Source organism: Photobacterium sp. TY1-4, from assembly GCF_025398175.1.
Taxonomy (GTDB): Bacteria; Pseudomonadota; Gammaproteobacteria; order Enterobacterales; family Vibrionaceae; genus Photobacterium.
Window position 1 is genome coordinate 1,546,813 of sequence record NZ_CP099735.1, and the last position, 24,694, is coordinate 1,571,506.

Consider the following 24,694-nt stretch of genomic DNA (forward strand, 5'->3'; position numbering starts at 1 on the left):
AGCCATAAATAAACAGCTCAATTAAACATGTAAAAAATAGGATGTAATAGTAAAAATACGCATTGAGATGTAATCGAATACATTTCATCTTATATTTTGTGTGGGAATTAGCGAGGGCTGTATTCGCATGTTCTATTTATGATGGTTTTATTATGTGTTGAAACAAAATGAAATTGATAAATTTATATATAAGTGGGTTATCCCATGCAATTTTTTACGAAGAAATCATGCGTAACTGAATAAATTTTCTTTATTTTGACATTCGTCCCATGATCACGTGACATTATTTTTATTTGCACTGCAACTATGGATAATGCGCGTCGAACATTAGTGCATGGTTGCATATGTTGATAAATCTATTATCACCGTGGGGGAGGCCACATGGCGGCACTACACATGAATTGCCCAAAATGCAAGCAGCAACGGACGTTTATGCGCTCTAAAAGAACGGTCATCGAGCGGGTTTTGAAGAAAAACACCATGAAAGTCACCTGCCAGGTCTGTGAATCTCAGTACTGGCACAAGCCATTTGACGATCACAAGCTGAAAGAAATCTAGCGGTGAGTTTGTTTTGATCCCTGCCTGGATCACGAGCGCATGACCTGATTGCGAACAGGGTCGATATAATCTATGGACAATAAAAGAGCACGGAATCATGAAAAAGTGGTATTTACTCTACTGCAAAAATAATGAAATTGAGCGAGCGATTATTAATTTGGAACGGGTGGGCGTGGCTTGTTATACCCCCTTCGTCAATAAGGACGTCATTCGGCGAGGTAAGAAAGTCTCGGTCAAAACAGCGTTGTTTCCATCTTATTTATTTATTCATTTTGATTATGAACGCGGGCCGAGTTTTACCACGATTCGTTCGACAAGAGGCGTTGCGGATTTTATTCGATTTGGTCAGATGCCCAAAGAAATACCGGCTGAGCTGATCACCCAGATCCAGCTTCGCAATGTACACGCTGATGTGGCGTTTATCGCCGGTGATAAAGTGAGTATTAATGAAGGCGCATTACAGGAAATTCAGGCGATTTTCCTCGAGCCGGATGGCGAGAAACGCTCCATGCTGCTCATCCAGATGATTAACCGGGATGTGAAAGTGAGCGTGGAAAATAGAAATATCCGTAAAGTTGTATAACGGGCTGTGAAGCCTGTACAACACATAGGACTGGCTATGTGTTGTCCATATTGACGTCCGTCAGTCAATCGGCGGACGGTTAACGGCTGTAGTCACCGCTACGCTCAGGTTGGTAGACAATCTCCTCGATCTGCACATGCAAGATGCCGCCCCCCGGTTTTGGCCACTCAATGGTATCACCGACCGAGAGTCCCAGCAGGGCACTGCCGACCGGGGCCAGGATTGAAATGCGGTCCGCTTTACCTTCTGTTTCATTCGGATACACCAACGTCAGGCAAAAGGTTTTCTCCGAGGATTCCACCGCGAAACGGACCGTGGAGTTCATGGTCACGACGGTCGACGGGATGTCCTGTGGCGCCGCAATCTCGGCGCGATCCAGTTCCGCTTCCAGCGCAGCTTTACCGGGAAATGCCGCATCCGGCAGGGTTTCCAGCAGGTTATCCAGCCTTTCGGCATCCAGTGAAGAGATGATGATACGGGGTTGTTGGGTCATGGTTTCACCGTCATTAAAGTTTGTCAGATTGAACAAATCAACCAGTGCCCGGCAGCGCTTGTCAGAGCAGCTCCGGGGAGTCCTTATTGCGTTACGGAAATGGTTACGATGAGGTCTGCAGACACTGGGATCGGTGCAGGAATGCACCGGAAGATATTATCCCAATCGCCAACACATGACAAACGAATTGCATACCATTTCCAGCATTGACCCGACAGCCCTCCTGCCAGTGCTGCGAGGAGCAGAATACACGGGTGATTGGAACGTTGCGGCGCTATTCATTAAATTGCAAAAAATCGCACTTATAAGATTGCAATTGATAACATCATGTTTTTAAAGAGGTAAAAAACTTTATCCACAAAAACAGTGGGTAACTTTTTGAAACGACGAGGTGCAGCTGATGCTTTTTTGAACAGGGCTTGCGTGTGCTGATACTCAGTCTCGTTTCGAGGTTCAGCCCGGTGACGGGGTTGCCGAATCTGTATCATCTCCGATGGGTTGTTGCGGTGCCAGTTTGAGCTGGTTCATAGTTTAATGAAATATGCCTCATAAGTATTCAGGTGCATTGCTGGCCTTTGCTATCTTGGGGCTAGAGATCCATTGTTGAGGGTGATGTATGCTGAATCTGGGCCGTGCTATGAATTTGCGTAAAACAATTTTTACCGTATTTATTATTCCTACTATTTTATTGCTCGGTGTGATCGGCTATCAAATCAAACAGGCCAATCAGCAGGTGGCGGAGACGGGGCTGTCACTGGAAACCGTGACTCTGTTTGAGCTGTATGATGACGTTGCGCATCAGTTTGCGGTTGAGCGCGGTCTGACCGCTGGGGTGATTGCCGCGAAGGGGCAAAGCCAACAGCAGGGTGCCCTGCTGGCGCAAAGGAAAAAGGCAGATGCGGCTTATCAGCACCTGCTGGCTTTCTCACCGCAATATTTGGATCCTGCTTTAGTGACGACCTTATTGGGGGATGTGAAATCTGAGCTGGATCGGCGTGAGGCGATTCGTCGCCAGGTTGATAGCTTATCCCTGAAGGAATCCCCGTTTGCGTTTTATTCAAACATCAACAAGCTGGCGCTGGATAATCTGGCGGTGGTGATGACTCAGATCAGTGATCCGGATTTGAAGCAGGACATGCAGGGACTGTGGGCACTGCTGGTGATTAAAGAGCAGGCCGGTATGGCCCGGGGGGCCCTGAATGGCGTCTTTGCCGGAAAGCAGTCGACACCGGAGCGTTACACGCAGATCACTAATTATCTTAGTGCCGAGCGATATGCCTTGCGTCAGGCCAGAGTTTTGCTGGATGGCAAGAGTCTGCAACAGTTGCAGTCGATCCTCAATGAGTCGGTCTGGCAGCAGGTGATATCGATTCAGCAACAGTTTTTGGCGCAGAAAGACAACCTCTCTGTCATTGAAGGGCCGGAAGCATCGGTCTGGTTCCCGCTGGCCACCCAACGGATTGGTTTGGTGAAAGCGCTGCGGGATGACGTGGCCGGATCGATTCGGGAGCATGCGTTGCATCACCAGGCGGAAGCAACGTTGATCCGCAACGGGATGATTGGGGTGATCCTGTTTCTGGTGTTGCCGTTGGTCCTGCTGACGGTGAAAATTGTCAACAACGTGCGCGAGCGGGTTGAGCAGTTTACCGCGCAGTTGGATCGCATGGCGTCGAATAACGACTTGAGTATCCGTCTGGATGACGGTCGGCGGGATGAATTTGGCCGGATCGCCAGTCATGTCGATCACCTGGCGAGTAGTTTGAGTGAGACGTTAGACAAGACATTGCGCTTCGCCAGCCAGACGGAGAAAGAGATGGCGGCAATGGTTGATTTGGTGGCTAAAGCGAAAGACTCCAGCCAACAGACTCACCTGCGCTGCGATAATATCGCCACGGCGATGACGGAAATGGCCCAGACCAGTGAGGAGGTGGCCGGGATCACCGTGGATGCGCAGCACAGTACGGATCAGGTGAAAGAAAACGCCGAAGCCTGTTTTGAACACAGTGATCGTTCATTCCAGTCAGCCACGGAGCTGCTCGAAAATGTCGACCAGACGTTCGCCTGTATTGAGGCGCTGGAGAAGCAGATGGGCAGCGTGACGGAAATCCTGGATACGATTAATGCGATCTCGGAACAGACCAACCTGTTGGCACTGAACGCTGCCATTGAAGCAGCCCGTGCGGGTGAGCAGGGACGGGGCTTTGCTGTGGTGGCGGATGAGGTCCGGACGTTGGCACAACGCAGCAAGCAATCGACGGAAGACATCCGCCAGCTGCTGGAGGGGATTGGCCAGAATGCCAAAGACTCCTTTGACAATATGCAGCAAAGCCGTGAAGCCAGTTACGAAGCCCAGGAAGTGGTGTCGGATACCAAGTCTTTGGTGGAAAAACTAATCTTGGCGGTGAATGAAATTGCCCAGTTCAACGTTAGCATTGCCACGGCTTCCACCCAGCAATCGCAAACGGCGAAAAGTGTCGATACGGATGTGGATGAATTGTTGGATCTGGCGGATCATACCAAAAAGACCATTGCCGATATTCATCAGGAAATGGAACTGGTGCAAGGCCGGATGGCTGAGTTGATGGAAGAAGTCAGTCACTTTACGATTGCGCAGTCCGGCGAAGCGCCGATGCGAATGACGGCCCGATAGCGGGGCTGCAATCGAGATCATCAAATGAAAATACCGGGCTCAGTGCCCGGTATTTTTATGCCAGTTGCGGCAGCGCTCTGATATCCGGCAGAGGCTCAGTCATACATTTTCCAGTTCTGCTCGCGGATCTGACTGATAAAGAGGCGCAGCTCGCCTTCGAGCGGCCGATCTTCACGCACCATTTCAAAATCTTTCTGAACGGAAGCCAGCATGGCTTGCAGTGCCGGGCTGAGGTGGCTGGTTTGCAACTCGCCCTGGGCTTCGCGAAGCAGCAGGGCCTGCGTTGAGGCGAGCAGCGAGGCGGAAGCAACTTGTTCCGTCAGCTCAAGCACTCGGAGGCAGTCACGGGAGGCGATGGTCCCCATGCTGACTTTGTCCTGGTTATGACACTCGGTTGAGCGTGAGAAGACACTGGCCGGCATGGTGTGCTTGAGTGCTTCCGCAGTCCAGGCTGAGATCCCGATCTGCACGGCTTTGAAGCCATGGTTGATGGGTTTGCGCGCACCAGTCGCGCCGGTCAGGTTAAACGGCAGGCCGTTGTTGAACTTGTAATCCATCAACTGGGCCATCTGACGGTCCAGCAGATCGGCCAGGTTGGCAACCGCCACTTTCAGGGTGTCCATCGCCATCGCAATATGACCGCCGTAGAAATGACCGCCATGCAGGACGCGTTCATTGTCACCGTCAATAATTGGGTTGTCGTTGGCACTGTTGAGTTCATTTTCAATCAGCTGGCGCAACCAGGGCAGGCTGTCCTGCAGCACGCCGATCACATGCGGTGCACAACGCAGAGAGTAGCGATCCTGCAAGCGGTCGCTGTTCCGTGGCGGCAGGGAAGATTGTAGGTCGCTGCGCAACCAGCCGGCGATTTGCTGTTGTCCTTGATGCGGCTTCACGGCAAATAAGGCTTCATCGAAGTGGAAGTCATTACCTTGCATGCCGACAGAGACCATCGCGGTGATCCGGGTCGCGAGCTGGGCCAGATACTCAGCGCGTTTATACGCCAGGCAGGCCAGCGCGGTCATCACGGAGGTGCCGTTCATCAGCGCCAGGCCTTCTTTCGGCTTGAGCGTGATTGGATGCAAACTCAGTTCGGTATAGACGTCGGCAGCTGCACGGACCTCACCTTGATACACCACGTCACGCTCGCCGATCAGGGCGGCGGCCAGATAAGAGAGTGGCGTCAGATCGCCGCTGGCTCCTACAGAGCCTTCCTGAGGGATCCGCGGGGTGATGTCGTGATTGATCAGGGTGACGATTTGATTCAGCAGCTCATGGCTGACCCCGGAAACGCCCTGCGTTAGTGAGCACAGACGTGTCGCCAGCACCGCACGGGCCTGCTGGTGATCAAGATGCTCACCGAGCCCGCAGCCATGAAAGCGGGTCAGGTGCAACGGCAGCTCATCGACCAGCTCCGGCGGGATCGCCACGGTACAGGAATCCCCGTAACCGGTTGTCACGCCGTAGATCACGCCTTCTTCTTTCAGCAGGCTTTCAAGGAACGCAACACCGCGGTCAATTTTTGCGGTAAATGCAGGGGAATTATTGATTTTGGCCTGGGCACCGTTGGCAATATCAACCACGTCTTCAATGGTCAGGCGATCGGCGCCAAACAGAATGGCATCTTGATTATCAGAGTTCATGAGAAAATCCATTAATTATCAGCAGATTAGAGGCTTGCCCTCTTATTGACGATCTCATCCTATACAATATACATCATGTAGCATAATGCGGAAGGACGGTTTTTCGAGGTTTGTCACGACATGGGAAGTGGCTTGGTAGAGACAAGGGGCATCTCATGGCTGGCATCGTGCCAGCCATTTTGGAGCTTGTGTATGCCTGCTTTGAAGATTGTTTCGAATGAAAGCGCTAACGATTCAAGATCACGATGATGGGTGTTACTTGTTCTGGAGCATGCGCAGTAAACCCGGAAACTTTGATTCTATTTCAGCATGACGGAGCTTGGCCAAAGAGCGGTTCCCGTGATCTACATGCTCGATCAGCCCTGATTCTTTCAGGATCTTAAAGTGATGAGAACGTGTGGCTTTTGAGATGGAAAGGTCGAAAGAAGTACAGTGTCTTTCTGCGTTTGGCTCATCGTTGATCAGGTCAATGATGATTTTGAGCCGAACTGGGTGCGCAAGGGCTTTCAACATCTCCAGTGTTTCCTCGCGCGGTTGATTTGCGAGCGTCTCATGTTCTGACATGTCGTTTTCCTATTTTATCGTTATGAAACAGATTGACACGGATGTTCCGCACCTATAAGGTTCGAAATATATCGAACGTTCGTGTTTTTCGTTACGTATTGGCGTTGCCATACGTGTAATATTTTTCAAACCATTGTAGTGACAAAGACTGCGTCTGTCATGGACGAGATGAGTATCGAACACGCGCCGCTCGCGAGGTGCTGCAACGGGCTCGTACTGAGATGATGGATTCGTTCGAGGTAACTACAGAGAATGATGAAAGGCTAACTATGGGTGGAATACATCGAACAAACCGCACGTTCATGCTGTTTGCTGTCTTAATGGCTGTCTTTGTCGTGCCGAGCTCTATTTCTGGTACGGCAATTGCCTTGCCGTTTATCAGCGTAGAGTTGCAATCGGACCCGGCTAGTTTGCAGTGGGTGGTGAATGCTTTTAATTTGACGTTTGCCTGTTTTACGCTGATTTGGGGTAAATTTGCCGATGTGTTCGGCCGAAAGCGTTCGTTTATCGCAGGCGCATTGATTTATACACTGGCATCCATTGGTTCCGGGCTTGCGCCGAATATATTGTGGCTTGATATATTTCGGGCGCTTGCCGGTATCGGTGGCGCGGCTATTTTTTCCTGCGGCAGCGCGCTCTTTACTCAGACTTTTGAGGGGGAGCAAAGAACAAGAGTATTCGCTTTGTTTGGGGTGACCGCAGGTTTAGGGATTACGTTCGGCCCCACGGTTTCCGGAATTTTACTGGAATTGTGGAGCTGGCAAGCCATTTTTGCCATGCACGCTGTGGTGCTTACCGCCGTACTTGTGATGAGCTCTAACATTCCAAGCGATGCTGACGAAGTAGGATCCGTGTCCCAGGTTGATTTCCCCGGAGCAGCTTTATTTATTGCCGGCATGTTCTTGTTGATGCTGGCGGTGTCCAGGGGGTACGAATGGGGATGGTTGAGTTTGAAGACTGCTCTTGCCGTGTTATTGGGCGGGGTCATGTTCATTCTATTTATCGTACGGGTAAAAAGAGCAGTACATCCGGTGCTGAATCTGGGGTTGCTCAGAAACCATGGTTTCCTTGGCCTGATCTTAGTACCTGTGGTTGCCAGCTTTACCTTTGTGACATTGCTGACGTACTTTCCCACTTATTTGACCGGAATGATGCAACAGTCCGCAGCAACTGCGGGTCTTATGATGCTGTTTTTGACTTTGCCCGTGTTGGTGTTGCCGCTGATTGCCGGGAACTTAGTCTCGCGAGGGGTGAGAACAACGCGACTGATTTTCTTCAGCATCGTGTGCATGTTGCTTGGGATTGGCTTACTGGGTCTGTTGGTTGAGTTGTCGGTCTCCCTTTCATGGTTGGCGGCTGCCCTGTTGTTGATTGGAATAGGGATGGGAATCTCTGCGGGTTTAGTGGATGGAGAAGCACTTAGCAGCGTCAACGCTGATGAAACCGGCATGGCTGCCGGGGTACTCAATACTTTCCGGTTAGGGAGTGAAGCCGTTGCCGTTGCCCTGTATGGCGCGTTCATAAGCGCTTCGTTGACTCGACTTGTGCCTGAACATCTGAGTCAGTTGAAAGGGGGGAATGACGAGGCGTGGATTGCGGGCATGGCGTCAGGAAACTTTACCGAACTCCTCGAGCAGGTGAATGCTCGTGAGCAAGCAGTGCTAAGCCATGAAATGATCGCAGTGTATAAAATGGCGTTTACAACGACGAATGCGCTCTTAGGAAGTATTGCTGTGATTGTGAGCCTATTGGCCATGTACTGTTTACGAAAAGGGAACCGTTTAGTTCACTGTCGCGAGGCGTTGAGGCGTTGAGGCGTTGAGGCGTTGAGGCGTTGAGGCGTTGAGGCGTTGAGGCGTTAGCCAACGGTGTAATGTGGTGTGCGCTGGGAGCGGTTTGCTTGATTCACCTCGCCTTACTAGACAGCACATATTGCATGATAGACAACCGCCCCCGCTGTATAGCGCGGGGGCAGTTTTTCTTTCCTGAAACAGCGCTTTCACGAAGCTGCTTTTACGCGAAACTCGTCTTGCTGGCAGAAGCTCAATTCAGGCTCAGGCTGCCTTCACAGACGAGATATAATCGGCGAGGCTAGCGACGGAAGCAAAGTGCTGGCGGGCGTCATTGTCATCGCTGTCCAGTGAGATCTGATATTTTTTCTTCAGCGCCAGTCCTAGTTCCAGCGCGTCAATTGAATCCAGCCCCAGTCCGTCATTAAATAACGGCTCATCCGTCCCGATATCGTCAACGCTGATATCTTCAAGGTTGAGTGACTCAATGATCAGCTTTTTCAGTTCAAGATGAAGTTGTTCCATACGTAACGTCCTTTCTGCGTCGGTTAGACTCGTTGTTAATATGCTCATTGTGACATATGTGTTGAGGTGGTTCATGACTGAGAAGCGGAAATTGGATCGAATTAACACTGTAATGTTTGTGCCCCGTATTCCGGCTTTTCAGGGTGTTCGATTCGGCTCGTCAGAGCTCATGATGGCGTTGCCAGGACCAGCAATGGCGATCGGTTGTTAATTGCCACTGGTGCTGGTTGCTCAACAAGTGTTTGATAAATTTGAGAGTTATCGGGCCTTCCTCTGGCTCAGGGGCGGTCGGGGTATCCCAGTGAACCCGATAGTGTTCGCCGCCGGTCAACAGCATCGCCAGAGCATAACTCTGGTAGTTTCCGGCATCGAATGACTGAAACTGTGACGGCAGCGGGGCGTCATAGTCAACCAGCAAGACCCGGTGATCGGGATGCTCTGCCAGATACGCGGCAGCATCCACGAATGCGTTGTGCAGGGTGTCCTGTCCGGCCGCGATGGCTGTGACGGGCACCGGGCGGTTGGCGGCGATGGTAAACAGGCCGGCTGCCGTGTTGTGCACGGTTTGGGCAAAATTGGTTGGTGACGCTTCTTCTCCTTGCTGGATGCTTTCGATCAGGGCGATGGTGCGTGCCAGTTCACCGTGCCGACTGGCAAAGACGATATAGTCTACCGGTTGATCCTGAGTCAGGGTGAGTGCAGCCTGTAGGGCCAGTTTACTTAACTGACTGGTGCGTCGACGCATCATCGGCGGGATCAGATTGGCCGGGACGGGGGCCGGGTCTTCGGGCCAGCGCATATCTTGCTGCGCCCATTCTTGCCACTGGCGGGTGTCGGTTAATCCGGGAGACAGGGCCAGCCAGTCGAGTAGCGTGAAGGAAAATGTGTTCATATTCATAGCCATCGTGATTACTTTATGGCTATGGTTGCATATATTAAAAATACGCCCCAGCAGAACCGGAATGATTATTGAGGCACTTCACTTTTTTTGCGTCGTGCGGCCTGGAGGGGGGCGAGGAAAGCCCGCCACCCGGCAGAGATTAGATGGCGAGGATCAGGGGGAAAACAGCGTTACTGATGACGCGTGTCCCACCATTGCTGAGCCTGCTCGAGTGCGGCAGCCTGATCCGGACACACCTGCATCATCTTCAGCACAATCGCCATGGTTGAGACGACCGCATGGGCGCCGTAATTGTTGTCGACTTCCCCGTCCCAGACTTGCCGCAGGTACTCGCCGCTGATCTCCCCGTGCTTACCGGAGGCACCTTCCAGGAACGTTGGCCACTCTTCTTCATAGAGCTCCCCGCGCGATACCCCGGCTAGGCGGCATGCGGTGCGGGGGCTGCGCTCACTTTCGCCGCCCTCTCCCTTGAAGGCGACCATGTTCAGATCGCCGACCCGTTGCGCCGCTTCTGCGTGCAATTTTTCATAGCCTTGGTGGAAAATCCCATGGATGGCAAAGGGAGCACGCGCCGGATTGAGCGCGCGGGCGACGGTGTTGAGCGGGGTTCGCAGGCCGACCTGGTTGCGCAGGGCGAGCAAATCAACCAGAGGCTCGCAATAGGCAGACAGCGGGATGTAGCAGATGTCGTCGTGGGCGAGAATGATTTTGGCTTCTTCGGGGGTTGCGGCCTGCCGGATCCCGAGTGCCGGGCAGGCCGACTCAATCTGGAATTTCACCGCATCGACCGCGGCGTGGCCGTGCAGCAGGATCCGTACACCATTTTTGGCTAACAGTTTGGCTGCCAGCAGCAGCCAGGGCGGTTGGCGCCGCTTGCCGGCGAAGCAGGGCCAGTCGAGGTCAATAGCAAGCTCCTGCCAGTCCGGAGCGATCCGCTCGCGCAGCGCCTGAATATATCCGGCGGCCTCTTCACCGGTTTCGCAGCGGACCCGTTGCAGCATCAGCAGCACTGCCAACTGGAGCAACTCGGCTTTGCCGTCTAGGTACATGGTCAGTGCTTCCCGGGCTTCTTCCTGGGTCAGTGGCCGACGGCCTTTCTCGCCTCGGCCGACATGTTTAATAAATTCTGTAAATGCTGGCATTGCTTTCCCTAGTTCCATTTTTCACACTGATTATAACTATACCCCATTGAAACGGAATGCGAATGTCTCGGTTTTTAACAAATCACCTACACTGTTAGAACTGTTGACGCGATGTAGATGCTTTGGAGGGAGAATGAAAATCGGACGTTTGGCAGCCACGTTATCCTTGTTGGTTGCTTGTACCGCGTTTGGTGAAGGGCAGATGGTCAGCTACCAGATCAATGGCGAGGCGTATGAAGGGTATTACACCACCCCGGCGGAAAGCGGCAAATCCGCTCCTTTGGTGTTGCTGGTTCATGATTGGGACGGGCTGACCGATTACGAAGTCAAACGGGCAGAGATGCTGGCTGAAGCCGGCTATGCCGTCTTTGCTGCAGATTTATTTGGTGCCGGAGTCCGCCCAACCAAAAATGAAGACAAGCGCCAGCATACCGGTGAGTTGTACAAAGATCGCCAGAAAATGCGTGACTTGCTTCAGGGCGCCATGACCAAGGCCCAATCCTTGGGAGCGAATACCCAGCAGGCGGTGGCGATGGGGTACTGTTTCGGCGGCGCAGCAGTGCTGGAGATGGCCCGATCCGGGAGCGAGATGAAAGGGTTCGTGACCTTTCACGGCGGATTGAGCACCCCCGCAGGGCAGGATTATTCGCAAACCAAAGGCAGCGTACTGATTCTGCATGGCGGGGCCGATCAGGCGATTTCCATGAACGACTTCGCCGCCCTGTCGCAGGCACTGGAGCAAGCCAAAGTTAATAGTGAAATGATCGTTTACAGCGGCGCGCCCCATGCCTTTACCGTGTATGGATCGCCGAACTACCGTCAGGATGCGGATGTGAAATCGTGGCAACGCTTTCTGACTTATCTGAAATCTGTGCTCCCTGCCGGATAATCAGAGGCTGGTGCGGCACATTGCATCATCATGATTTGTTTGATTTTTATTGCGGCCTTGGTCATGCTGAGGGCAGGAGGGACTTATCATGAAGCAGTGTCCGGAAAAACCGATCCGTTGGGGGATCATCGGTTGTGGCAACGTCACGGAAGTGAAAAGCGGCCCGGCCTATCAGATGGCGGAAGGGTTTGAGCTGGTGGCTGTCATGCGCCGGGATGAGGCCAAAGCCCGCGATTATGCCAAGCGCCATGGTGTCGCCCGGTATTACACCGATGCTGATCAGCTTATTGCCGATCCTGAGGTGGATGCGGTGTATATCGCCACGCCGCCGGATAGTCACAAAACCTATGCGTTAAAAGTCGCCGAGGCCGGCAAGCCGTGTTGTATCGAAAAGCCCCTGGCACCTGACTATGCCGACAGTGCGTTGATCACTGCGGCTTTTCGTAAGCGCTCACTGCCGTTGTTTGTCGCTTATTATCGGCGCTCACTGCCACGGTTTCGTCAGGTTCAATCCTGGCTGGCCGACGGAAAAATCGGTGAGGTTCGCCATGTCAGCTGGCAGCTCTCTAAACCGGCCAATGCGCTTGATTTGTCCGGTCAATATAACTGGCGCACCGATGCGGCGATTGCACCGGGCGGTTATTTCGATGATTTGGCTAGCCATGGGTTAGATTTGCTGATGTTCCTGCTGGGCGATATTTCCCGGGCTATGGGAATCTGCCTCAATCAGCAAGGGCTTTACAGCGCCGGAGATGCGGTGACCGGCTGTTGGCAGCATGAATCCGGCGTCACCGGGTGCGGCAGCTGGCATTTTGGTGCCGCCAAGCGTGAAGATCGGGTGGAAATTATCGGCAGCCGGGGCAAGCTGGTGTTTTCCGTCTTTGATGAAGCGCCGGTGATTTTAATTAACGGCACCGGCGAGCAAAGCCGTCTAATTGAAAATCCACCGCACATCCAGCAGTTCCATGTCGCAGCGATTGCAGAACACTTAATGGGTGGCGAACCGCATCCTTCTACAGGGGAAACGGCGACCCGAACTGCCTGGGTCATGTCCCAAATCCTGGGCCAGCCTAACTCATAACCATCTTATTAAGGGGAAGAGCTATGTTGTGTGTGACAACATCTGAAATCGCTCACCGGACCATTACCGAAACACTGGGGACAGTCTGTGGGAACGTGGTGCAATCGAAACATGTTGGTCGCGATATTATGGCCGGCTTTAAAACCATTTTTGGTGGCGAGATCCGCGGCTATACCGAAATGCTGGTGGAAGCGCGGGAAAAAGCCATGAGCCGGGCGATCGCCGAGGCCGAAGCTATGGGGGCCGATGCAATCGTCAACGTGCGTTTTACCACCAGTGCGATCATGCAGGGCGCCTCCGAAATTCTGGTTTATGGTACGGCGGTGAAGCTGAGATAGACACTGTAATCAAGAGTGAATAACGTATTTCGGGTATTTGAGAAAATAGAAGCTCGCAATTTGCGAACTTCTATTGATTGATAAGCAATTAATATTTTGATGAACGACATTCTTTCAAATACGTTTTATAGTCAAACCCGTCTAAAGATGCATACTGTCCCCCCAAATAGATCACGAGTCGTCCGTCGTTCGTGACTCTAAATCCAGTCGCGCCATCGGCTCCTTCGTCGGTAACACTGACGGAATAACCCACGCTGGTTGAAGCTGCCGGGGTGGGGCTGGTTGCGACGCTGAATGTGCCGTCTTCGTTAAAGTAAGCAGGGTAAGCTTTGACTTGGTTCGTCCCCATATTTGCGCCACATATGGTGTCTGTATAGGCGTGAACGATATACCAGTTCCCCGTACTATCTTCGACTAATTGAGCATTTTGACCGAGGCTCTTGTTACAGCCGGTGTTGGACGGTGAGGTATAGCTGTTGACATAGGAGAAGGCGCGAATGTTCATTTCACCTTCGTTATCCGTGCCATATTGAAATAAATCTGCCACCGATGCCTTGTACGCCGCGCCTTGTGCATTGTCCATGTCGTGTAAAATTAACCAATAGTCATCTTCATGGCGGTTAATCCAAACATCTGTGATTTCTTCTATTTTATGATCCGTTTGAGTCAATGTCGCCACCTGTCCTTGGTCGCCGTCGATGGTGAATTTACGAAAGCGAACCGTTTTTTCATATTGAGAGGCGACAAGTAAATAACCCTGATCCTTTGCGCTGTTCGTGGGTGCAGGTAACCAGGCAATACCAGATGGGTGTTGCTCACTAATATAAATCTTATCTTCAAGAGGCATGGTTTCGTTGCCGGAAATAAGGTCGTGGTTTGGGTCAAACATACTTTCTGTGACTCGAAAGGCGAGAATTTGTCCCTCATCACCTGAGCCTGTTTCGGAGTGGGAAATGAACGCAGTATGGGTACCATTACTCCACTGGTGCGACAGTGCAAAAGATTGATGGTGGTCACTGATCTCAAAGCTTTGATCAACTTCCGTATCGGCGACAAACGCTTGGCAGCTCTCTGCCAGGCCGGACAACACTTGCTCCATGGAAAGATTTAACCGGGGCTGCTGATAAGCATCAGAGGTTGCATAGACTGAGCTACTTAAACCCAAGATAACCGTTGGTATTATATGTTTCATATTGAAAGTTCCATCTTTAATATTCAGATTAATTACAGGTGTTTAAATGGTGAGACGTTGAATTCTTACCGGGAAAATAATAGTCATGTTTAATGTTCAGATTTCATCATGCTGTTTTCTGTTCATAATTAACGCCCAATTTTTGACAGCATCTCTGGAGATATAAATCGGCTGATCACAAACATAAACAGAATCGATGGGACGAGTAATATCAGCGCCGTAATCGATGCGATTTGATAATTGCCTTCCATGCTTGCCGTATATAACAGGAGCGGTAAGGTGCTTATCTCTGGTGCACCGACAAAGAAAGTTCCGGTGAACTCATCAAGAGATTCAAGGAACACGAAGATACCACTGGCCACAATACCCGGTGTCGCTTGAGGCAAAGTGATATGGAAGAAGGTATAGACAGGGCCTGCGCCCAAATTTCTGGATGCCCGGACCATCAAAGGGTCTATACCGGAAAAAGCGGCGACGCTAATCCAGACCGAAAACATCAGACCATGGACACTGTGTACCAGGACGACCCCGAGAAAAGTCCCGTTGAGTCCGAAGTCGTAGAATATTCTCGCGATGTTCATGTACACCGTTAGGTTAGGAAACGCCTGAGGGATCAGAAACAAAAGCATCCAGAATATTCTGAAAGGCATCTTCTGCTTTGCAAGCGCATAACCCGCAGGTATAGAGACGGAGAGACAGACCACAACCGTGGTTAAAGCGATCAAGATACTGGTTGTTAGTGAGCCGGAAACATCACTATAAGGGCTGAACACCTGATCCCAGTATTTGAGCCCCCATTGGGAGGGTAAAGCGTAAGGAAAATACCAAACCTCGGCCACTGTCCAGATGAGCAAATTGATGATCGGGCCGAACATGATCAATGCCAGACAGATGACAAAGACAAACTGTGGAAAGGCATCCAGACGAATTAAGTTTGAAAATCGGGATGTACTTGCTCTGGTCAAAGAGCGCATTGTTAGTTCTTGACTCACTATACACCAGCCTTATCTTTAAGATTCTGACGAAGATAGAACCAGGCAAACGCAGCACAAATACAGTAAGAAATCAGGCCCAGTGCATTTGCGGTATGGTAATCACCGTAAGAGTTGATTCGAAATGCCATGTCGGCGGTCATCATGGTGGGTGTGCCGGTGCCAATCATCAGCGGTACAGATAATGCTGACATCATCGTCACAACAGACAGGACCATGGCGACACCGATTGTTGGGATAATCTGAGGCAGGATAATCTGAAACAGGATCCGAGTTCTTGAGCCCCCTAAGTTTCTCGCGGCACGGACCTGGGATTCATCGATGGCTGACATCGCCCCGGAAATAAGCAGCGTCGAAAAAGCGAGTTGTTTCCAGACAAAAGTAATGATGATGCCACTCCAGCCGAGGAATGAAATGGTTTCCAGAGGGGTAAATAATCCGGCCTCAATGAGCGCGTTATTCATCAACCCATTTTTAGCTAAAAAGGTTCTCATCATCTGAGCTGTCACGATGAGCGGGATGAACAGAGGCAGTCGATAAAGTACCCCTAAAACCCGAACGAGCGATGTAAAGGGAGAGAGGCGTAATGTTGCTGCAATGAATATCGACAGCACACATAAAATGACCATTGAACTCAGCACGATAATTATCGTAAACAGAATATCGTTGGAGTACAGTTCGACCGCATTCTCCAGATGCGCTGTCGTCAACGCACCAGTATCGGTGAACAGCGCGGAAAAAAGAGAAAAGGCTAATGGGTAGAGGAAAAACAGACCCACCATGAATGCCGCCGGCAGTACCATCGAGATGTTTTTGATTGGGTTGTAATGCATAATATTTCCAGTGAAATCAGCCACGATGTAAAGCTCAAGAGGTGTGTAACCTCTTGAGCATACAGCGATTAATTTGCAACCTTACGCTCGTAACCTTCTTTGATATCATCAAAATAGGGTGCGATCGGGAAACTCTTACCGTACTGAGAGAGATCCTCCGGCGTAATTTCCGCGAATAACTTCTGCCAGCTCTGCTTATCCAGGTGCTTTTTAACGTACGTTGCATCAATGCCCGGATACCAGTTGAAGCGTTTCACGATGCCCTCCGCTTGGATGTCAGGGCTGGTCGCCAGCTCGATAAATTCGCGAGCGAGCTCTGGATTGGCCGCTTTTTCCGGCACCACGTAGTACATTGGTTGTCCTGGCATGCCCGGCGCAAGCAGAGAGAGTTTCAGTGAAGGCGGGATCTTGCCCTGTTCTTTCCAGCTATAGAACATATCGACCCAGACCGGTCCCATGAAGATCTCGCCCCGGTTGAGCATGTCCAGCGTCCCGGCGTTACCCGGCGTGAACGTGATGTTCTTATTAAACGCTTTCAGTTGTTCGAACGCGGCATCCCACTGAGACAGAACACCTTTTTGATATGGTTTGCTGGACAGCTTGTCTGCATCCGAGCCATATGCATAAACCCAACCGGTCACAAAGCTCACACCGGACATCCCGTTCTTGATGCCGTTGTAGCCGAATGCTTTGGGATTTTTTTCAACCCATTGAACAAGCTCATCATATGATTTCGGGGGGATCGGGATCAGGTCGCTGTTATACGCAATAGCGGTCTGGCTGTGGAACATTGGCATGACATAACCATCAACATTGGTACCCAGCGCATTTCTGGCACTGTCACGGGTGACCATCGCGCCTGTATTGATATCGTCCCGGTAGCTAGCCAATAGCCCTTGCTGAACCATCTCCCCACCAATTTTTTGATGGACAACCGCGACATCGATATCCCACGCTTTCAGGCCACTTTTATTTTGAGCAGAGAGCTTTTCCAGAATTTTATGAGAGCCCGCATCGCCAGGGCCGGTACCGACAACATTAATCTTGACGCCTGGATGCGCGGCTTCAAACTTTGGCGCTAAGTAGGTTTTTACGTAGTCGACCATGTTTTGGCTTCCTGCAGATGCGACATTCAGTGTTGTTTCCGCTTGGCTTGCGCCGGAAACAAGAATGGCACCCATAGCTGTCAGTAAAGTCATCTTGGTTTTTACAAACATCGCTAATCCTTAATTGAGGTAGTTACTCGTGGGTGAGTGAATCGTTAGTGTTGCCCGTGATACATATGGAGCGAATGGTGTGGCACGCGTAATAAAACGTTTAACTCGGGTTCAAGGGGAGTCGGGTGAACCGCTTGAATCAGCTGACCCTCACACTCGACGCTGACACGATAGTTGTGGCCAAAGAACGCACTTTGCAGAACCCTCCCGGAAAGCTGCAGCCCGTCTTCTTCAGACAGGGAGCGACAAGGCGTTTCGCAATGCTGCTCCACCAATTGCGCTTTCTCGCTTCGGAAGTAAATTTGCAGCTCTTTGCTGTTTTCAGGCCAGATAATCCGATTGTCCGCCCCCATAAAGTCGGCGACAAAAGGCGTTTTTGGTTGGTGGTAAACCTCCTCAGATGTCCCCAGTTGCTCGATTTTCCCCTGATTCAGAACAGCAATGCGGTCTGCCATGACCAGGGCTTCTTCCTGATCATGGGTCACGATCAGGGATGTAAAACCGAATTGCTTTTGCAAAGATTTAATTTCATGACGGACCTGAAGCCTGACTTTTGCATCCAGATTCGACAAAGGCTCATCGAGAACCAAAATATCTGGCCGAATTGCCAAAGCTCTTGCCAAAGCCACGCGTTGGCGTTGGCCGCCGGACAAATCCGTCACTTTCTGATCTTTGAGCCCTGCTAGATTGACGATCGCCAAAAACTCATCGATTCTTTGAGCAATTTGTTGCGCGGGAACCTTTCTCACTTTCAGGCCATAGCCGATGTTCTGTGCAACAGTCATATGCGGCCAGAGCGCATAACTTTGGAAAACCATGGTGATATTTCGTTTCTCTGCCGGTAGGTTGGTCATGTTTCTGTCACCAAACCGGATCTCGCCTTCAGAAACAGGAAGAAAGCCACAAAGCGCATTCAGTAGCGTCGTTTTACCGCAGCCGGAAGGGCCAAGCAGAGCAATCATCTCGCCTTGATGAACGGTCAGATTTATATCTGAGAGTATCTGCTTATCTCCGTAACCGGCACATAAGCCCTGAATGTTTAAACTCGTCATTGTTACCTCAAAAATCAGAAAGATATAAAGTTCACTTCTGATGCTTAGATTTTTTTGCCTCGATGAACACGTGTTCACTGGCGTGTAAAAAAAATGCAAAACTTAACAGACATCATATGAGCGTACTTTGAGCTTGCTTTATGACAAATTAATTAATGAAAGAAGAAAGTTTGGTTTAAACAATGAAAATTGAAGTTATTGGATGTGGCAGTGCTTTCTCAACAATCAGCAATACATCGGCGTTACTTGTAACAGACAATACAGGGAACCAGCTATTGATAGATTGCGGTCCGACTATTCCCCGGGCGTTATTTAGTCGTGCTGCAAGCGTCAACGAAATAGGCGCTATATATTTTACGCACATTCATCCGGATCATTGCACGGGGCTCACGGCATTATTTAATTACTGGAAAAGCCATCACCGTACTGAGCCTGTGACTATTTTTTGTCAGGAAGAGAATAAAGCCCCGTTGCAGTTTCTCGCCTTATTTGCCAACTGGCCAGCCAAAGAACTGTGCTTCGAAGTTCACTGGCAAATGATCACGGATCATTTCGTATGGAATCACTGGCAGTTGGACACGGCTGAAACACAGCATGAGCTGACGAATAGGGCAGTACGAATTTCAGCTGATGGCCAGCGGTTGTTTTATAGCGGGGACGGCAGGCCGACTCAGGCGACGATTGATTTAATGCAACATACCGATTTGGCATTCCAGGAGTGTGCTTCATTTGACGCCCTGGATGAAACTTCATCCCACGGCGACTTCTATGCCTGTAAAGCTTTGTTAGAAAAATTCAATATAAAACGGCTCGGCCTTTATCATTGCTGGGATGAAGCCATTGCGGAAATAAAACAGAGCGCAGCAACAATCGAACATCTGTTTGTGAGTCATGATGGTTTAACCATCGATTTATCAGAATGACAAAATGGTGGATACCAAGTTGAGTACCAAAAATAAACCCAATGTCGTGACCGCGCAGGATGTGGCGAATTTAGCCGGCGTATCACGATCAGTTGTTTCGAGGACGTTTACTGAAAACGGCAGTCTCTCGGAAGCGACGAAGCAAAAAGTACTGAAAGCCGCTGAACAACTCGGTTACCAGGTGAACTTTCTGGCACAAGGGTTAAACCGGCGCCGCAGCCAGCTGATAGGGGTGGTTGTCGCGCATATCAATGACCCTTTCAGAAGCCATTTGCTGGAAGCCCTGCTAAAAGAGATCCAGGCGCGAGGCTACCAGGCCATGGTGACTGAGGTTCGCCCGGGAGATGAACTTGATGAAACCATGCGCCGATTTACGCAATACCGAGTATCCGGCGTCATCGTCACTTCCGGTCAGCCGCCGGAGGCGTTGGTTAAAGAGTGTCTTCAATACAGTATTCCGATTGTCGGTATTAACCGAGAAATAGATCTGCCCAAAGTCGACGTCGTTTGCTCCGATAACAACGCTGGCGCCAAATTGGCAGCCGATCAGCTGATCGCTGTCGGATGCCGTTCAATCGGTTGGCTGAATTACAAACACTCGACCTGGTCGGGTTTAGATCGGGAAAAGGGCTTTCAAAGTTCACTCAAGGGCTGGTTAGAAAACAAGGACTATGAATATATTGAGATTCAATCGGAAAGAAATGGATATGAAGGTGGATTTCTTGCTGCTGAGCAGTTGATAGCCTCTGGTCAACGACTCGATGGTATTTTCTGTGCCACAGCGCTCATGGCCTGCGGTTTTCTCGATGGCATGCGAAAAAATGGGCTGGATTCGCCCAAAGACTTTCACATCATTGGCTTCGATAACACGCCTTTAACGGCTCAATATAGCTACCGGCTGACCACGATAGAGCACGATGTCGTTGAAACGGCCAAGCGCGCCTTATGGTGTCTGGAAAGCAGAGCGCGTCATGAGGACATGGAACAGAGAGTTGAGCTGATTCCGGTCAAACTCATCACAAGAAACACCTCACCCATCCACACGCAGGATTCATAGGTACGAAAATGAAAGCAGCAGAGAAACTGGAAGCGCTGGAAAAGGCAATTAGAATCGCAGGAGACAAAGCGCTGTCTTTTCGCGAACAAGGTTTAACGATCGAAGTCAAAGGTAAGAATGATTTTGTGACTCAGGTCGACAGGGAAGTTGAAACAGAGATTAAAAGCGTCATCAGTCATCTGTTCCCTGAGGATGGTTTTTTGGGTGAAGAGAGCGGCATTAGCGCAGGAGAAGAAGGGATTTGGGTGATCGACCCAATTGATGGCACGACCAACTATATACAAGGGATGGATTATTGGTGTATCTCCGTTGCCTATGTAAATAATGATCAAATTGAACTGGGTTATATTTATGCGCCGGAAAGGAATGAATTCTTTGCGGCTCGAAAGGGGCAGGGCGCTTGGTTGAACGGACGTTGTTTAAAGATGGAAAATGAAGCGGAAGGCCAGTCTATCATTGGCATTGGCCACTCTAACCGCAGACCCCTGTCAGACGTGATCAACCTATTGGCCATTTTAGATGAAAACAACGTTGATCATCGCCGTTTTGGCGCTGGTGCGCTGATGCTTGCTCATGTTGCTTCAGGACTCGTTCATGGATATTTTGAAGCGCACCTCAACAGCTGGGATGCGCTTGCGGGGTTACTTCTGGTCGAGGAAGCTGGCGGATGTGTTCCCGACTTTCTGGCCAATGATGGATTAATCAATGGGAATCCCGTTTGGGTCAGTACTCAGCGTCTGTGGCCTGTCCTCAACACCTATATGGAACAATTCTCATGATGGCTATCGACATCTCCCTTATTGGCTATAGTGCTGCCCTCTGTACAACCTGCTCGTTTATTCCTCAGGTTTGGCAAGTCATTCAGTCAAGAAATACCGAGTCCATTTCAATCCTGATGTACTGTATTTTTGTCTTTGGTGTCTTTCTCTGGTGTGTCTACGGTGTGGTCGTCAAAGATTTACCATTAATCATGGCCAATCTCGTGACGCTCATTCTGGCGGCTATCATACTGGCAATGAAGCTTCGAGATACTATCAGTAAGGCAGAACATTAGTTCATTGATGGTTGCATTGAATGATGCTGATGGGTGATGTTGATTTGTATTGCACGTATCACTGATGATACGTGTACCCTCCGGTCTGTCCGGAGGGGCTGTGTGATTGAGACACGCGTTCGGGGCTAGGCGGTAGGGAGCTGTGCCAGCCAGTTTAAAATGATTTCATTGGTTTCTTCCGGTTTTTCTTGCTGGATCCAATGGCCGCAATCCAGATTGGCGACTGTCACATTCGGCACGAACGCTTGGAGTTTTTCAGACTTCGGGATCGCATCCCGCTCGCCATAAATCATCAGTGTCGGCTGGCGGATGATCGGGCTCACTTCCGCCAGGATGTACCAGTTGCGATCAAGATTTCGGTACCAGTTGATGCTGCCGGTGAATCCTGTTGCTTCAAAGGCTGAGACGAAAACGGCCAGTTCGCTGTCATTCATGATGGGATCACCGTGTGGTGTTTCCGCCCTGGCGAGGTTGATCATCGCCATGCCTGGCTCCGGCTCTCTTAGTGGCTCGTTCTTCCTGAACAGGTTGCGAAGGAATCGGGACGTATTCTCTTCCAATACCGCATCTGCGACACCGGTTTGTCGATTGAAGTGAACAAAATAGTAGTCACTGCCAAGGCATTGTTCCATGAACTCGATCCACGGCATTGCTCCGCGTTCTTGATAAGGCAAGCTTAGATTGATCACTTGTTTGACACGGTTTGGATGCAGTAAGGCCAGGCCCCAAACGACCATTGCCCCCCAGTCATGACCGACAAAGGTCGCATCTTCATAACCGTAATGATCGAGCAGCGCAACGAGATCCCCCGCCAAATGATCAATGTCATAGGCAGTGACTTCCGTCGGGCAGGATGAGTGACCATAACCCCGCTGGTTTGGGACGATGACATGGTAGCCCGCTGCAGCAAGGGCAGGGATTTGATAACGCCAGGAAAAGGCATGCTCTGGCCAGCCATGACAGAGCACAATCGGATTTCCGGCATGTTGCCGGCCCGCTTCGAAGACTTCGAGTGTCACGCCATTGACTGAAATTAGGCTGGGCGTGGGAAAATCAGTTGGATTAAACATTGCTATGTATCCTTGAATATTTGGAAGGATCACACGACACCTCCTGTTTGGGTTGGCGTGCTTTCCAGTCTCAGGAATCTACGGATGTACGTGACCACTTCGACATTTCCATGCGGATGTGTGGACAAACAATGTATATAACGTAATGGTGACAAATACTGGCACCATTGAAGGATACTCTGAGGATATGAATGTTCGCCTACGACAAGACGCCATCGTGCGAAGCCTGCGCCGCAACGGGACTTCGACAGTCGCTGACTTAGCGAAGGAAGTTGGCGCATCCAGGCGTACCGTGTTACGTGATATCAGCGCACTGCGCGATGAGGGTTTTGTCATCCATTCAGAACCCGGGCGCGGGGGTGGCCTGCAACTTGATCCGCAATCGGTTCAGACCACAGCGCGACTTTCGGTTGCCGAGGTTTTTGCGTTGCTCATCAGTGTAGAATCGATGCGTGCAGCCGGATGTCTGCCTTTCTCGGAACTTGCAGGCGTTGGGCTTGCCAAAATCGAGAAAGCCTTGCCTTCTGATAAGGTGCGCGACCTGCGCCGTTTCCTCGATTGTTTGTATGTCGGGCAACTTGCGCCGCAAGTGGACATCTCAGATATGGGCGCGATGGACCCCGCGTTGCTGCCCGTCTTCGAGACCGCTTTTCTGCAACGGCGGCACCTGCGCTTTCAATACCGCGACGCAAAAGGGATCATCACCAACCGGGAGGTTGAACCGCAAGCAATGCTGATCCTGCCGCCGCTTTGGTATTTGGTGGCCTGGGATCCGGGGCGCGCAGACTTCCGTCATTTTCGAATGGATCGGATCCGTGCGCCTGAACTCGTCGAAGGGATAACTTTCCGGCGACGAGTTGTGCCGTTTGCGGAGAACGTCTCGCCATATCGTAATTTAGCGCGCTGAGGTTCACTACTGAACGAGGGCTGCCAATTGAAGCGAACGAACGCTGCAATTTCAGAGACAACCGATTGAGCGTATCATTGCAGGTTGATGCTTTATTGCACGTAGCCAAAGACATGCGGCAACCGGGTCTCCCAGGCAGTCTGTCCGTATTCAGCTGAAAGGAATCACGCTTGAAGATTATCCCTGAAATTGAAGTCACTGGTCGGGAGCATGATGCGATCACCCAACTTCGCAATGCTTCCTTTCCTGACCACCAAGTTGAACGTTCATATTATAAGCGACTGCCCCACATGCGCGCGCTCCAATACGGCCATGGCAAGCTCATCGGCTATATGGGGCTGGATTATCGCGTGGTTTGTGTGGGCGGCACTCCGTTGAAGGTGTTGGGAGTGATCGACATTTGTATCGACAAATCCTATCAGGGCCAAGGCATTGGCTCTGCCATGCTCACCGAGCTGAGCGATTATGCTGCTGCCGGGGATGTGGATTTCATTATTTTGATGTTGGAGCTGGATGCTTTTTATACGTCCAATGGTTTCAACAAAGTCTGCGGATCGAGTTCCTGGTTGCGATTGCACGAGCATCAGAACTACGGGGTTGCCTTTGACCAGCTCGACGGCATATTTGTAAAACCCATGAGCGGCAAAGCCTGGGCACCCGGCCAACTGGACTGGCTGGGTTATTTGTATTAACCCAGCCTGGTCAGGCGAGAGCGCGTTTAACAAGGAAGTACACATGAGCGAACAAGTAAAGACAGCTTTAAGATGGATCAAAGCGATTCTAGAGCAGGAAAACATCCCCTATCAGATCGTTGGCGGTCTGGCGGCCAATATTCATGGCGGCTCGCGAGAAGTGGCTGATATCGATCTCTACATACCCAAGTCCCAGGTGAATAACCTCTTGCCTCACGCAGGGGCTTATATCTCAAAGCCGCTCGCGCATTATGTCGAGGAATGCTGGGATCTCGAGTATTTTCAGCTGATTTATCACAATCAAAAAATTGAAATTGGCCTGCTCCCCGGCACCAAAATACGTGCTGCCGAGGGTGATACGTGGTTTGAGGTGGAAGCCAACTTCGAGCAATCTGTCCCCGGGAGTTACGACGGAGTCGTAGTACCGGTCATGCCAGTGGTTGAGTTGGTGGCCTATAAAAAGGTGCTTGGTCGGGAAGTCGATCTGATTGATATTGCAGAGTTATCGGGTAAATAAGCATGACACTTGTCATTCGTTTTTTTGATTC

General features: G+C 50.7%; 26 protein-coding genes. 14 read left to right on the forward strand and 12 right to left on the reverse strand.

Going from position 1 to position 24,694, the window contains the following annotated elements; translation table 11 throughout:
• Nucleotides 1-432: 432 nt before the first annotated feature.
• A complete protein-coding gene (locus NH461_RS23650; RefSeq protein WP_261603407.1) occupies nucleotides 433-558 on the forward strand; it encodes a hypothetical protein in 126 nt (41 codons plus the stop codon).
• 97 nt (nucleotides 559-655) lie between these two features.
• Nucleotides 656-1,141 carry a transcription/translation regulatory transformer protein RfaH gene (gene rfaH / locus NH461_RS23655; protein ID WP_261603408.1) on the forward strand — a complete coding sequence of 162 codons (486 nt, stop codon included), beginning with the start codon at nucleotides 656-658 and terminating at the stop codon, nucleotides 1,139-1,141.
• Nucleotides 1,142-1,220: 79 nt separating this feature from the next.
• Here the strand turns inward: rfaH and rnk are convergent, their stop codons facing one another.
• Nucleotides 1,221-1,634, reverse strand: a complete 414-nt coding sequence (gene rnk / locus NH461_RS23660; RefSeq protein ID WP_261603409.1) for a nucleoside diphosphate kinase regulator — start codon at nucleotides 1,632-1,634, stop codon at nucleotides 1,221-1,223.
• Between the two features lie 637 nt (nucleotides 1,635-2,271).
• Between rnk and NH461_RS23665 the strand changes: the two genes are divergently transcribed.
• Complete coding sequence (locus NH461_RS23665) at nucleotides 2,272-4,284, forward strand: methyl-accepting chemotaxis protein (protein ID WP_261603410.1); 2,013 nt, start codon at nucleotides 2,272-2,274, stop codon at nucleotides 4,282-4,284.
• Between the two features lie 95 nt (nucleotides 4,285-4,379).
• Here NH461_RS23665 and hutH read toward each other — a convergent pair whose 3' ends face one another.
• Together hutH and NH461_RS23675 are read right to left on the reverse strand one after the other, a co-directional pair.
• Entirely contained in the window at nucleotides 4,380-5,927 is a 1,548-nt protein-coding gene (gene hutH / locus NH461_RS23670) for a histidine ammonia-lyase (RefSeq protein ID WP_261603411.1), read from the reverse strand.
• Between the two features lie 255 nt (nucleotides 5,928-6,182).
• Complete coding sequence (locus tag NH461_RS23675; protein WP_261603412.1) at nucleotides 6,183-6,491, reverse strand: ArsR/SmtB family transcription factor; 309 nt, start codon at nucleotides 6,489-6,491, stop codon at nucleotides 6,183-6,185.
• 221 nt (nucleotides 6,492-6,712) lie between these two features.
• Between NH461_RS23675 and NH461_RS23680 the strand changes: the two genes are divergently transcribed.
• Nucleotides 6,713-8,305 (forward strand): MFS transporter, encoded by a 1,593-nt coding sequence (locus NH461_RS23680; RefSeq protein WP_261603413.1) that lies wholly within the window; start codon nucleotides 6,713-6,715, stop codon nucleotides 8,303-8,305.
• A gap of 240 nt (nucleotides 8,306-8,545) precedes the next feature.
• Here NH461_RS23680 and NH461_RS23685 read toward each other — a convergent pair whose 3' ends face one another.
• The 3 genes from NH461_RS23685 to NH461_RS23695 all read right to left on the reverse strand — a co-directional run bounded on the left by NH461_RS23685 (nucleotide 8,546) and on the right by NH461_RS23695 (nucleotide 10,849).
• Nucleotides 8,546-8,806 carry a phosphopantetheine-binding protein gene (locus NH461_RS23685; RefSeq protein WP_261603414.1) on the reverse strand — a complete coding sequence of 87 codons (261 nt, stop codon included), beginning with the start codon at nucleotides 8,804-8,806 and terminating at the stop codon, nucleotides 8,546-8,548.
• A gap of 160 nt (nucleotides 8,807-8,966) precedes the next feature.
• Nucleotides 8,967-9,698, reverse strand: coding sequence for a beta-ketoacyl synthase chain length factor (locus tag NH461_RS23690; RefSeq protein ID WP_261603415.1), 732 nt, complete (start codon nucleotides 9,696-9,698; stop codon nucleotides 8,967-8,969).
• 179 nt (nucleotides 9,699-9,877) lie between these two features.
• Nucleotides 9,878-10,849, reverse strand: a complete 972-nt coding sequence (locus tag NH461_RS23695) for a glycosyl transferase family protein (protein WP_261603416.1) — start codon at nucleotides 10,847-10,849, stop codon at nucleotides 9,878-9,880.
• Between the two features lie 133 nt (nucleotides 10,850-10,982).
• On the opposite strand from NH461_RS23695, the gene NH461_RS23700 reads away from it, so the two are divergent.
• From NH461_RS23700 to NH461_RS23710, 3 genes are all read left to right on the forward strand, one after another.
• Nucleotides 10,983-11,738 carry a dienelactone hydrolase family protein gene (locus NH461_RS23700; RefSeq protein WP_261603417.1) on the forward strand — a complete coding sequence of 252 codons (756 nt, stop codon included), beginning with the start codon at nucleotides 10,983-10,985 and terminating at the stop codon, nucleotides 11,736-11,738.
• Between the two features lie 88 nt (nucleotides 11,739-11,826).
• Complete coding sequence (locus NH461_RS23705) at nucleotides 11,827-12,819, forward strand: Gfo/Idh/MocA family protein (RefSeq protein WP_261603418.1); 993 nt, start codon at nucleotides 11,827-11,829, stop codon at nucleotides 12,817-12,819.
• 23 nt (nucleotides 12,820-12,842) lie between these two features.
• The gene (locus NH461_RS23710; RefSeq protein ID WP_261603419.1) at nucleotides 12,843-13,157 is read left to right on the forward strand and encodes a heavy metal-binding domain-containing protein; all 315 of its coding nucleotides are present in this window, start codon (nucleotides 12,843-12,845) and stop codon (nucleotides 13,155-13,157) included.
• An 88-nt stretch (nucleotides 13,158-13,245) separates the two neighbouring features.
• On the opposite strand, the gene NH461_RS23715 is transcribed toward NH461_RS23710, so the two are convergent.
• The 5 genes from NH461_RS23715 to NH461_RS23735 form a co-directional block, all read right to left on the reverse strand.
• Nucleotides 13,246-14,349: a hypothetical protein gene (locus tag NH461_RS23715; RefSeq protein WP_261603420.1), complete on the reverse strand. Its 1,104-nt coding sequence runs from the start codon at nucleotides 14,347-14,349 to the stop codon at nucleotides 13,246-13,248.
• Nucleotides 14,350-14,477: 128 nt separating this feature from the next.
• Nucleotides 14,478-15,341 (reverse strand): ABC transporter permease, encoded by an 864-nt coding sequence (locus NH461_RS23720; protein WP_261603421.1) that lies wholly within the window; start codon nucleotides 15,339-15,341, stop codon nucleotides 14,478-14,480.
• Nucleotides 15,341-16,174 carry an ABC transporter permease gene (locus NH461_RS23725; protein ID WP_261603422.1) on the reverse strand — a complete coding sequence of 278 codons (834 nt, stop codon included), beginning with the start codon at nucleotides 16,172-16,174 and terminating at the stop codon, nucleotides 15,341-15,343. Before NH461_RS23725 ends, NH461_RS23720 begins: the two co-directional genes overlap by 1 nt.
• Nucleotides 16,175-16,242: 68 nt before the next feature.
• Nucleotides 16,243-17,391 carry an extracellular solute-binding protein gene (locus NH461_RS23730; RefSeq protein WP_261603423.1) on the reverse strand — a complete coding sequence of 383 codons (1,149 nt, stop codon included), beginning with the start codon at nucleotides 17,389-17,391 and terminating at the stop codon, nucleotides 16,243-16,245.
• 44 nt (nucleotides 17,392-17,435) lie between these two features.
• Nucleotides 17,436-18,443 carry an ABC transporter ATP-binding protein gene (locus NH461_RS23735; RefSeq protein ID WP_261603424.1) on the reverse strand — a complete coding sequence of 336 codons (1,008 nt, stop codon included), beginning with the start codon at nucleotides 18,441-18,443 and terminating at the stop codon, nucleotides 17,436-17,438.
• A gap of 182 nt (nucleotides 18,444-18,625) precedes the next feature.
• On the opposite strand from NH461_RS23735, the gene NH461_RS23740 reads away from it, so the two are divergent.
• Genes NH461_RS23740 through NH461_RS23755 form a run of 4 tightly spaced genes read left to right on the forward strand, consistent with a single transcriptional unit; the run spans nucleotide 18,626 to nucleotide 21,477 of the window.
• The gene (locus NH461_RS23740) at nucleotides 18,626-19,366 is read left to right on the forward strand and encodes an MBL fold metallo-hydrolase (RefSeq protein ID WP_261603425.1); all 741 of its coding nucleotides are present in this window, start codon (nucleotides 18,626-18,628) and stop codon (nucleotides 19,364-19,366) included.
• 4 nt (nucleotides 19,367-19,370) lie between these two features.
• Entirely contained in the window at nucleotides 19,371-20,423 is a 1,053-nt protein-coding gene (locus tag NH461_RS23745; RefSeq protein ID WP_261603426.1) for a LacI family DNA-binding transcriptional regulator, read from the forward strand.
• Nucleotides 20,424-20,431: 8 nt separating this feature from the next.
• Nucleotides 20,432-21,202: an inositol monophosphatase family protein gene (locus NH461_RS23750; protein ID WP_261603427.1), complete on the forward strand. Its 771-nt coding sequence runs from the start codon at nucleotides 20,432-20,434 to the stop codon at nucleotides 21,200-21,202.
• Nucleotides 21,199-21,477: a SemiSWEET transporter gene (locus tag NH461_RS23755; RefSeq protein ID WP_261603428.1), complete on the forward strand. Its 279-nt coding sequence runs from the start codon at nucleotides 21,199-21,201 to the stop codon at nucleotides 21,475-21,477. The genes NH461_RS23750 and NH461_RS23755 overlap by 4 nt, the downstream gene beginning before the upstream one ends.
• A gap of 125 nt (nucleotides 21,478-21,602) precedes the next feature.
• Here the strand turns inward: NH461_RS23755 and NH461_RS23760 are convergent, their stop codons facing one another.
• Nucleotides 21,603-22,547, reverse strand: coding sequence for an alpha/beta hydrolase (locus tag NH461_RS23760; RefSeq protein WP_315903271.1), 945 nt, complete (start codon nucleotides 22,545-22,547; stop codon nucleotides 21,603-21,605).
• A gap of 187 nt (nucleotides 22,548-22,734) precedes the next feature.
• Here NH461_RS23760 and NH461_RS23765 point away from each other — a divergent pair, with 187 nt between their 5' ends.
• The 3 genes from NH461_RS23765 to NH461_RS23775 all read left to right on the forward strand — a co-directional run bounded on the left by NH461_RS23765 (nucleotide 22,735) and on the right by NH461_RS23775 (nucleotide 24,663).
• Nucleotides 22,735-23,454: a helix-turn-helix transcriptional regulator gene (locus tag NH461_RS23765; RefSeq protein WP_261603430.1), complete on the forward strand. Its 720-nt coding sequence runs from the start codon at nucleotides 22,735-22,737 to the stop codon at nucleotides 23,452-23,454.
• Nucleotides 23,455-23,624: 170 nt separating this feature from the next.
• Nucleotides 23,625-24,146, forward strand: a complete 522-nt coding sequence (locus tag NH461_RS23770) for a GNAT family N-acetyltransferase (protein ID WP_261603431.1) — start codon at nucleotides 23,625-23,627, stop codon at nucleotides 24,144-24,146.
• Between the two features lie 43 nt (nucleotides 24,147-24,189).
• Nucleotides 24,190-24,663 (forward strand): MazG-related protein, encoded by a 474-nt coding sequence (locus NH461_RS23775; protein WP_261603432.1) that lies wholly within the window; start codon nucleotides 24,190-24,192, stop codon nucleotides 24,661-24,663.
• The last annotated feature ends 31 nt before the right edge of the window (nucleotides 24,664-24,694 follow it).

Coding starts and splice junctions, on each gene's coding strand:
- NH461_RS23650 (WP_261603407.1), top strand. CDS start 433: ATGCGCTCTAAAAGAACGGTCATCGAGCGGGTTTTGAAGAAAAACACC.
- rfaH (WP_261603408.1), top strand. CDS start 656: ATGAAAAAGTGGTATTTACTCTACTGCAAAAATAATGAAATTGAGCGA.
- rnk (WP_261603409.1), bottom strand. CDS start 1,634: ATGACCCAACAACCCCGTATCATCATCTCTTCACTGGATGCCGAAAGG.
- NH461_RS23665 (WP_261603410.1), top strand. CDS start 2,272: ATGAATTTGCGTAAAACAATTTTTACCGTATTTATTATTCCTACTATT.
- hutH (WP_261603411.1), bottom strand. CDS start 5,927: ATGAACTCTGATAATCAAGATGCCATTCTGTTTGGCGCCGATCGCCTG.
- NH461_RS23675 (WP_261603412.1), bottom strand. CDS start 6,491: ATGTCAGAACATGAGACGCTCGCAAATCAACCGCGCGAGGAAACACTG.
- NH461_RS23680 (WP_261603413.1), top strand. CDS start 6,713: ATGATGGATTCGTTCGAGGTAACTACAGAGAATGATGAAAGGCTAACT.
- NH461_RS23685 (WP_261603414.1), bottom strand. CDS start 8,806: ATGGAACAACTTCATCTTGAACTGAAAAAGCTGATCATTGAGTCACTC.
- NH461_RS23690 (WP_261603415.1), bottom strand. CDS start 9,698: ATGAACACATTTTCCTTCACGCTACTCGACTGGCTGGCCCTGTCTCCC.
- NH461_RS23695 (WP_261603416.1), bottom strand. CDS start 10,849: ATGCCAGCATTTACAGAATTTATTAAACATGTCGGCCGAGGCGAGAAA.
- NH461_RS23700 (WP_261603417.1), top strand. CDS start 10,983: ATGAAAATCGGACGTTTGGCAGCCACGTTATCCTTGTTGGTTGCTTGT.
- NH461_RS23705 (WP_261603418.1), top strand. CDS start 11,827: ATGAAGCAGTGTCCGGAAAAACCGATCCGTTGGGGGATCATCGGTTGT.
- NH461_RS23710 (WP_261603419.1), top strand. CDS start 12,843: ATGTTGTGTGTGACAACATCTGAAATCGCTCACCGGACCATTACCGAA.
- NH461_RS23715 (WP_261603420.1), bottom strand. CDS start 14,349: ATGAAACATATAATACCAACGGTTATCTTGGGTTTAAGTAGCTCAGTC.
- NH461_RS23725 (WP_261603422.1), bottom strand. CDS start 16,174: ATGCATTACAACCCAATCAAAAACATCTCGATGGTACTGCCGGCGGCA.
- NH461_RS23730 (WP_261603423.1), bottom strand. CDS start 17,391: ATGTTTGTAAAAACCAAGATGACTTTACTGACAGCTATGGGTGCCATT.
- NH461_RS23735 (WP_261603424.1), bottom strand. CDS start 18,443: ATGACGAGTTTAAACATTCAGGGCTTATGTGCCGGTTACGGAGATAAG.
- NH461_RS23740 (WP_261603425.1), top strand. CDS start 18,626: ATGAAAATTGAAGTTATTGGATGTGGCAGTGCTTTCTCAACAATCAGC.
- NH461_RS23745 (WP_261603426.1), top strand. CDS start 19,371: ATGGTGGATACCAAGTTGAGTACCAAAAATAAACCCAATGTCGTGACC.
- NH461_RS23750 (WP_261603427.1), top strand. CDS start 20,432: ATGAAAGCAGCAGAGAAACTGGAAGCGCTGGAAAAGGCAATTAGAATC.
- NH461_RS23755 (WP_261603428.1), top strand. CDS start 21,199: ATGATGGCTATCGACATCTCCCTTATTGGCTATAGTGCTGCCCTCTGT.
- NH461_RS23760 (WP_315903271.1), bottom strand. CDS start 22,547: ATGTTTAATCCAACTGATTTTCCCACGCCCAGCCTAATTTCAGTCAAT.
- NH461_RS23765 (WP_261603430.1), top strand. CDS start 22,735: ATGAATGTTCGCCTACGACAAGACGCCATCGTGCGAAGCCTGCGCCGC.
- NH461_RS23775 (WP_261603432.1), top strand. CDS start 24,190: ATGAGCGAACAAGTAAAGACAGCTTTAAGATGGATCAAAGCGATTCTA.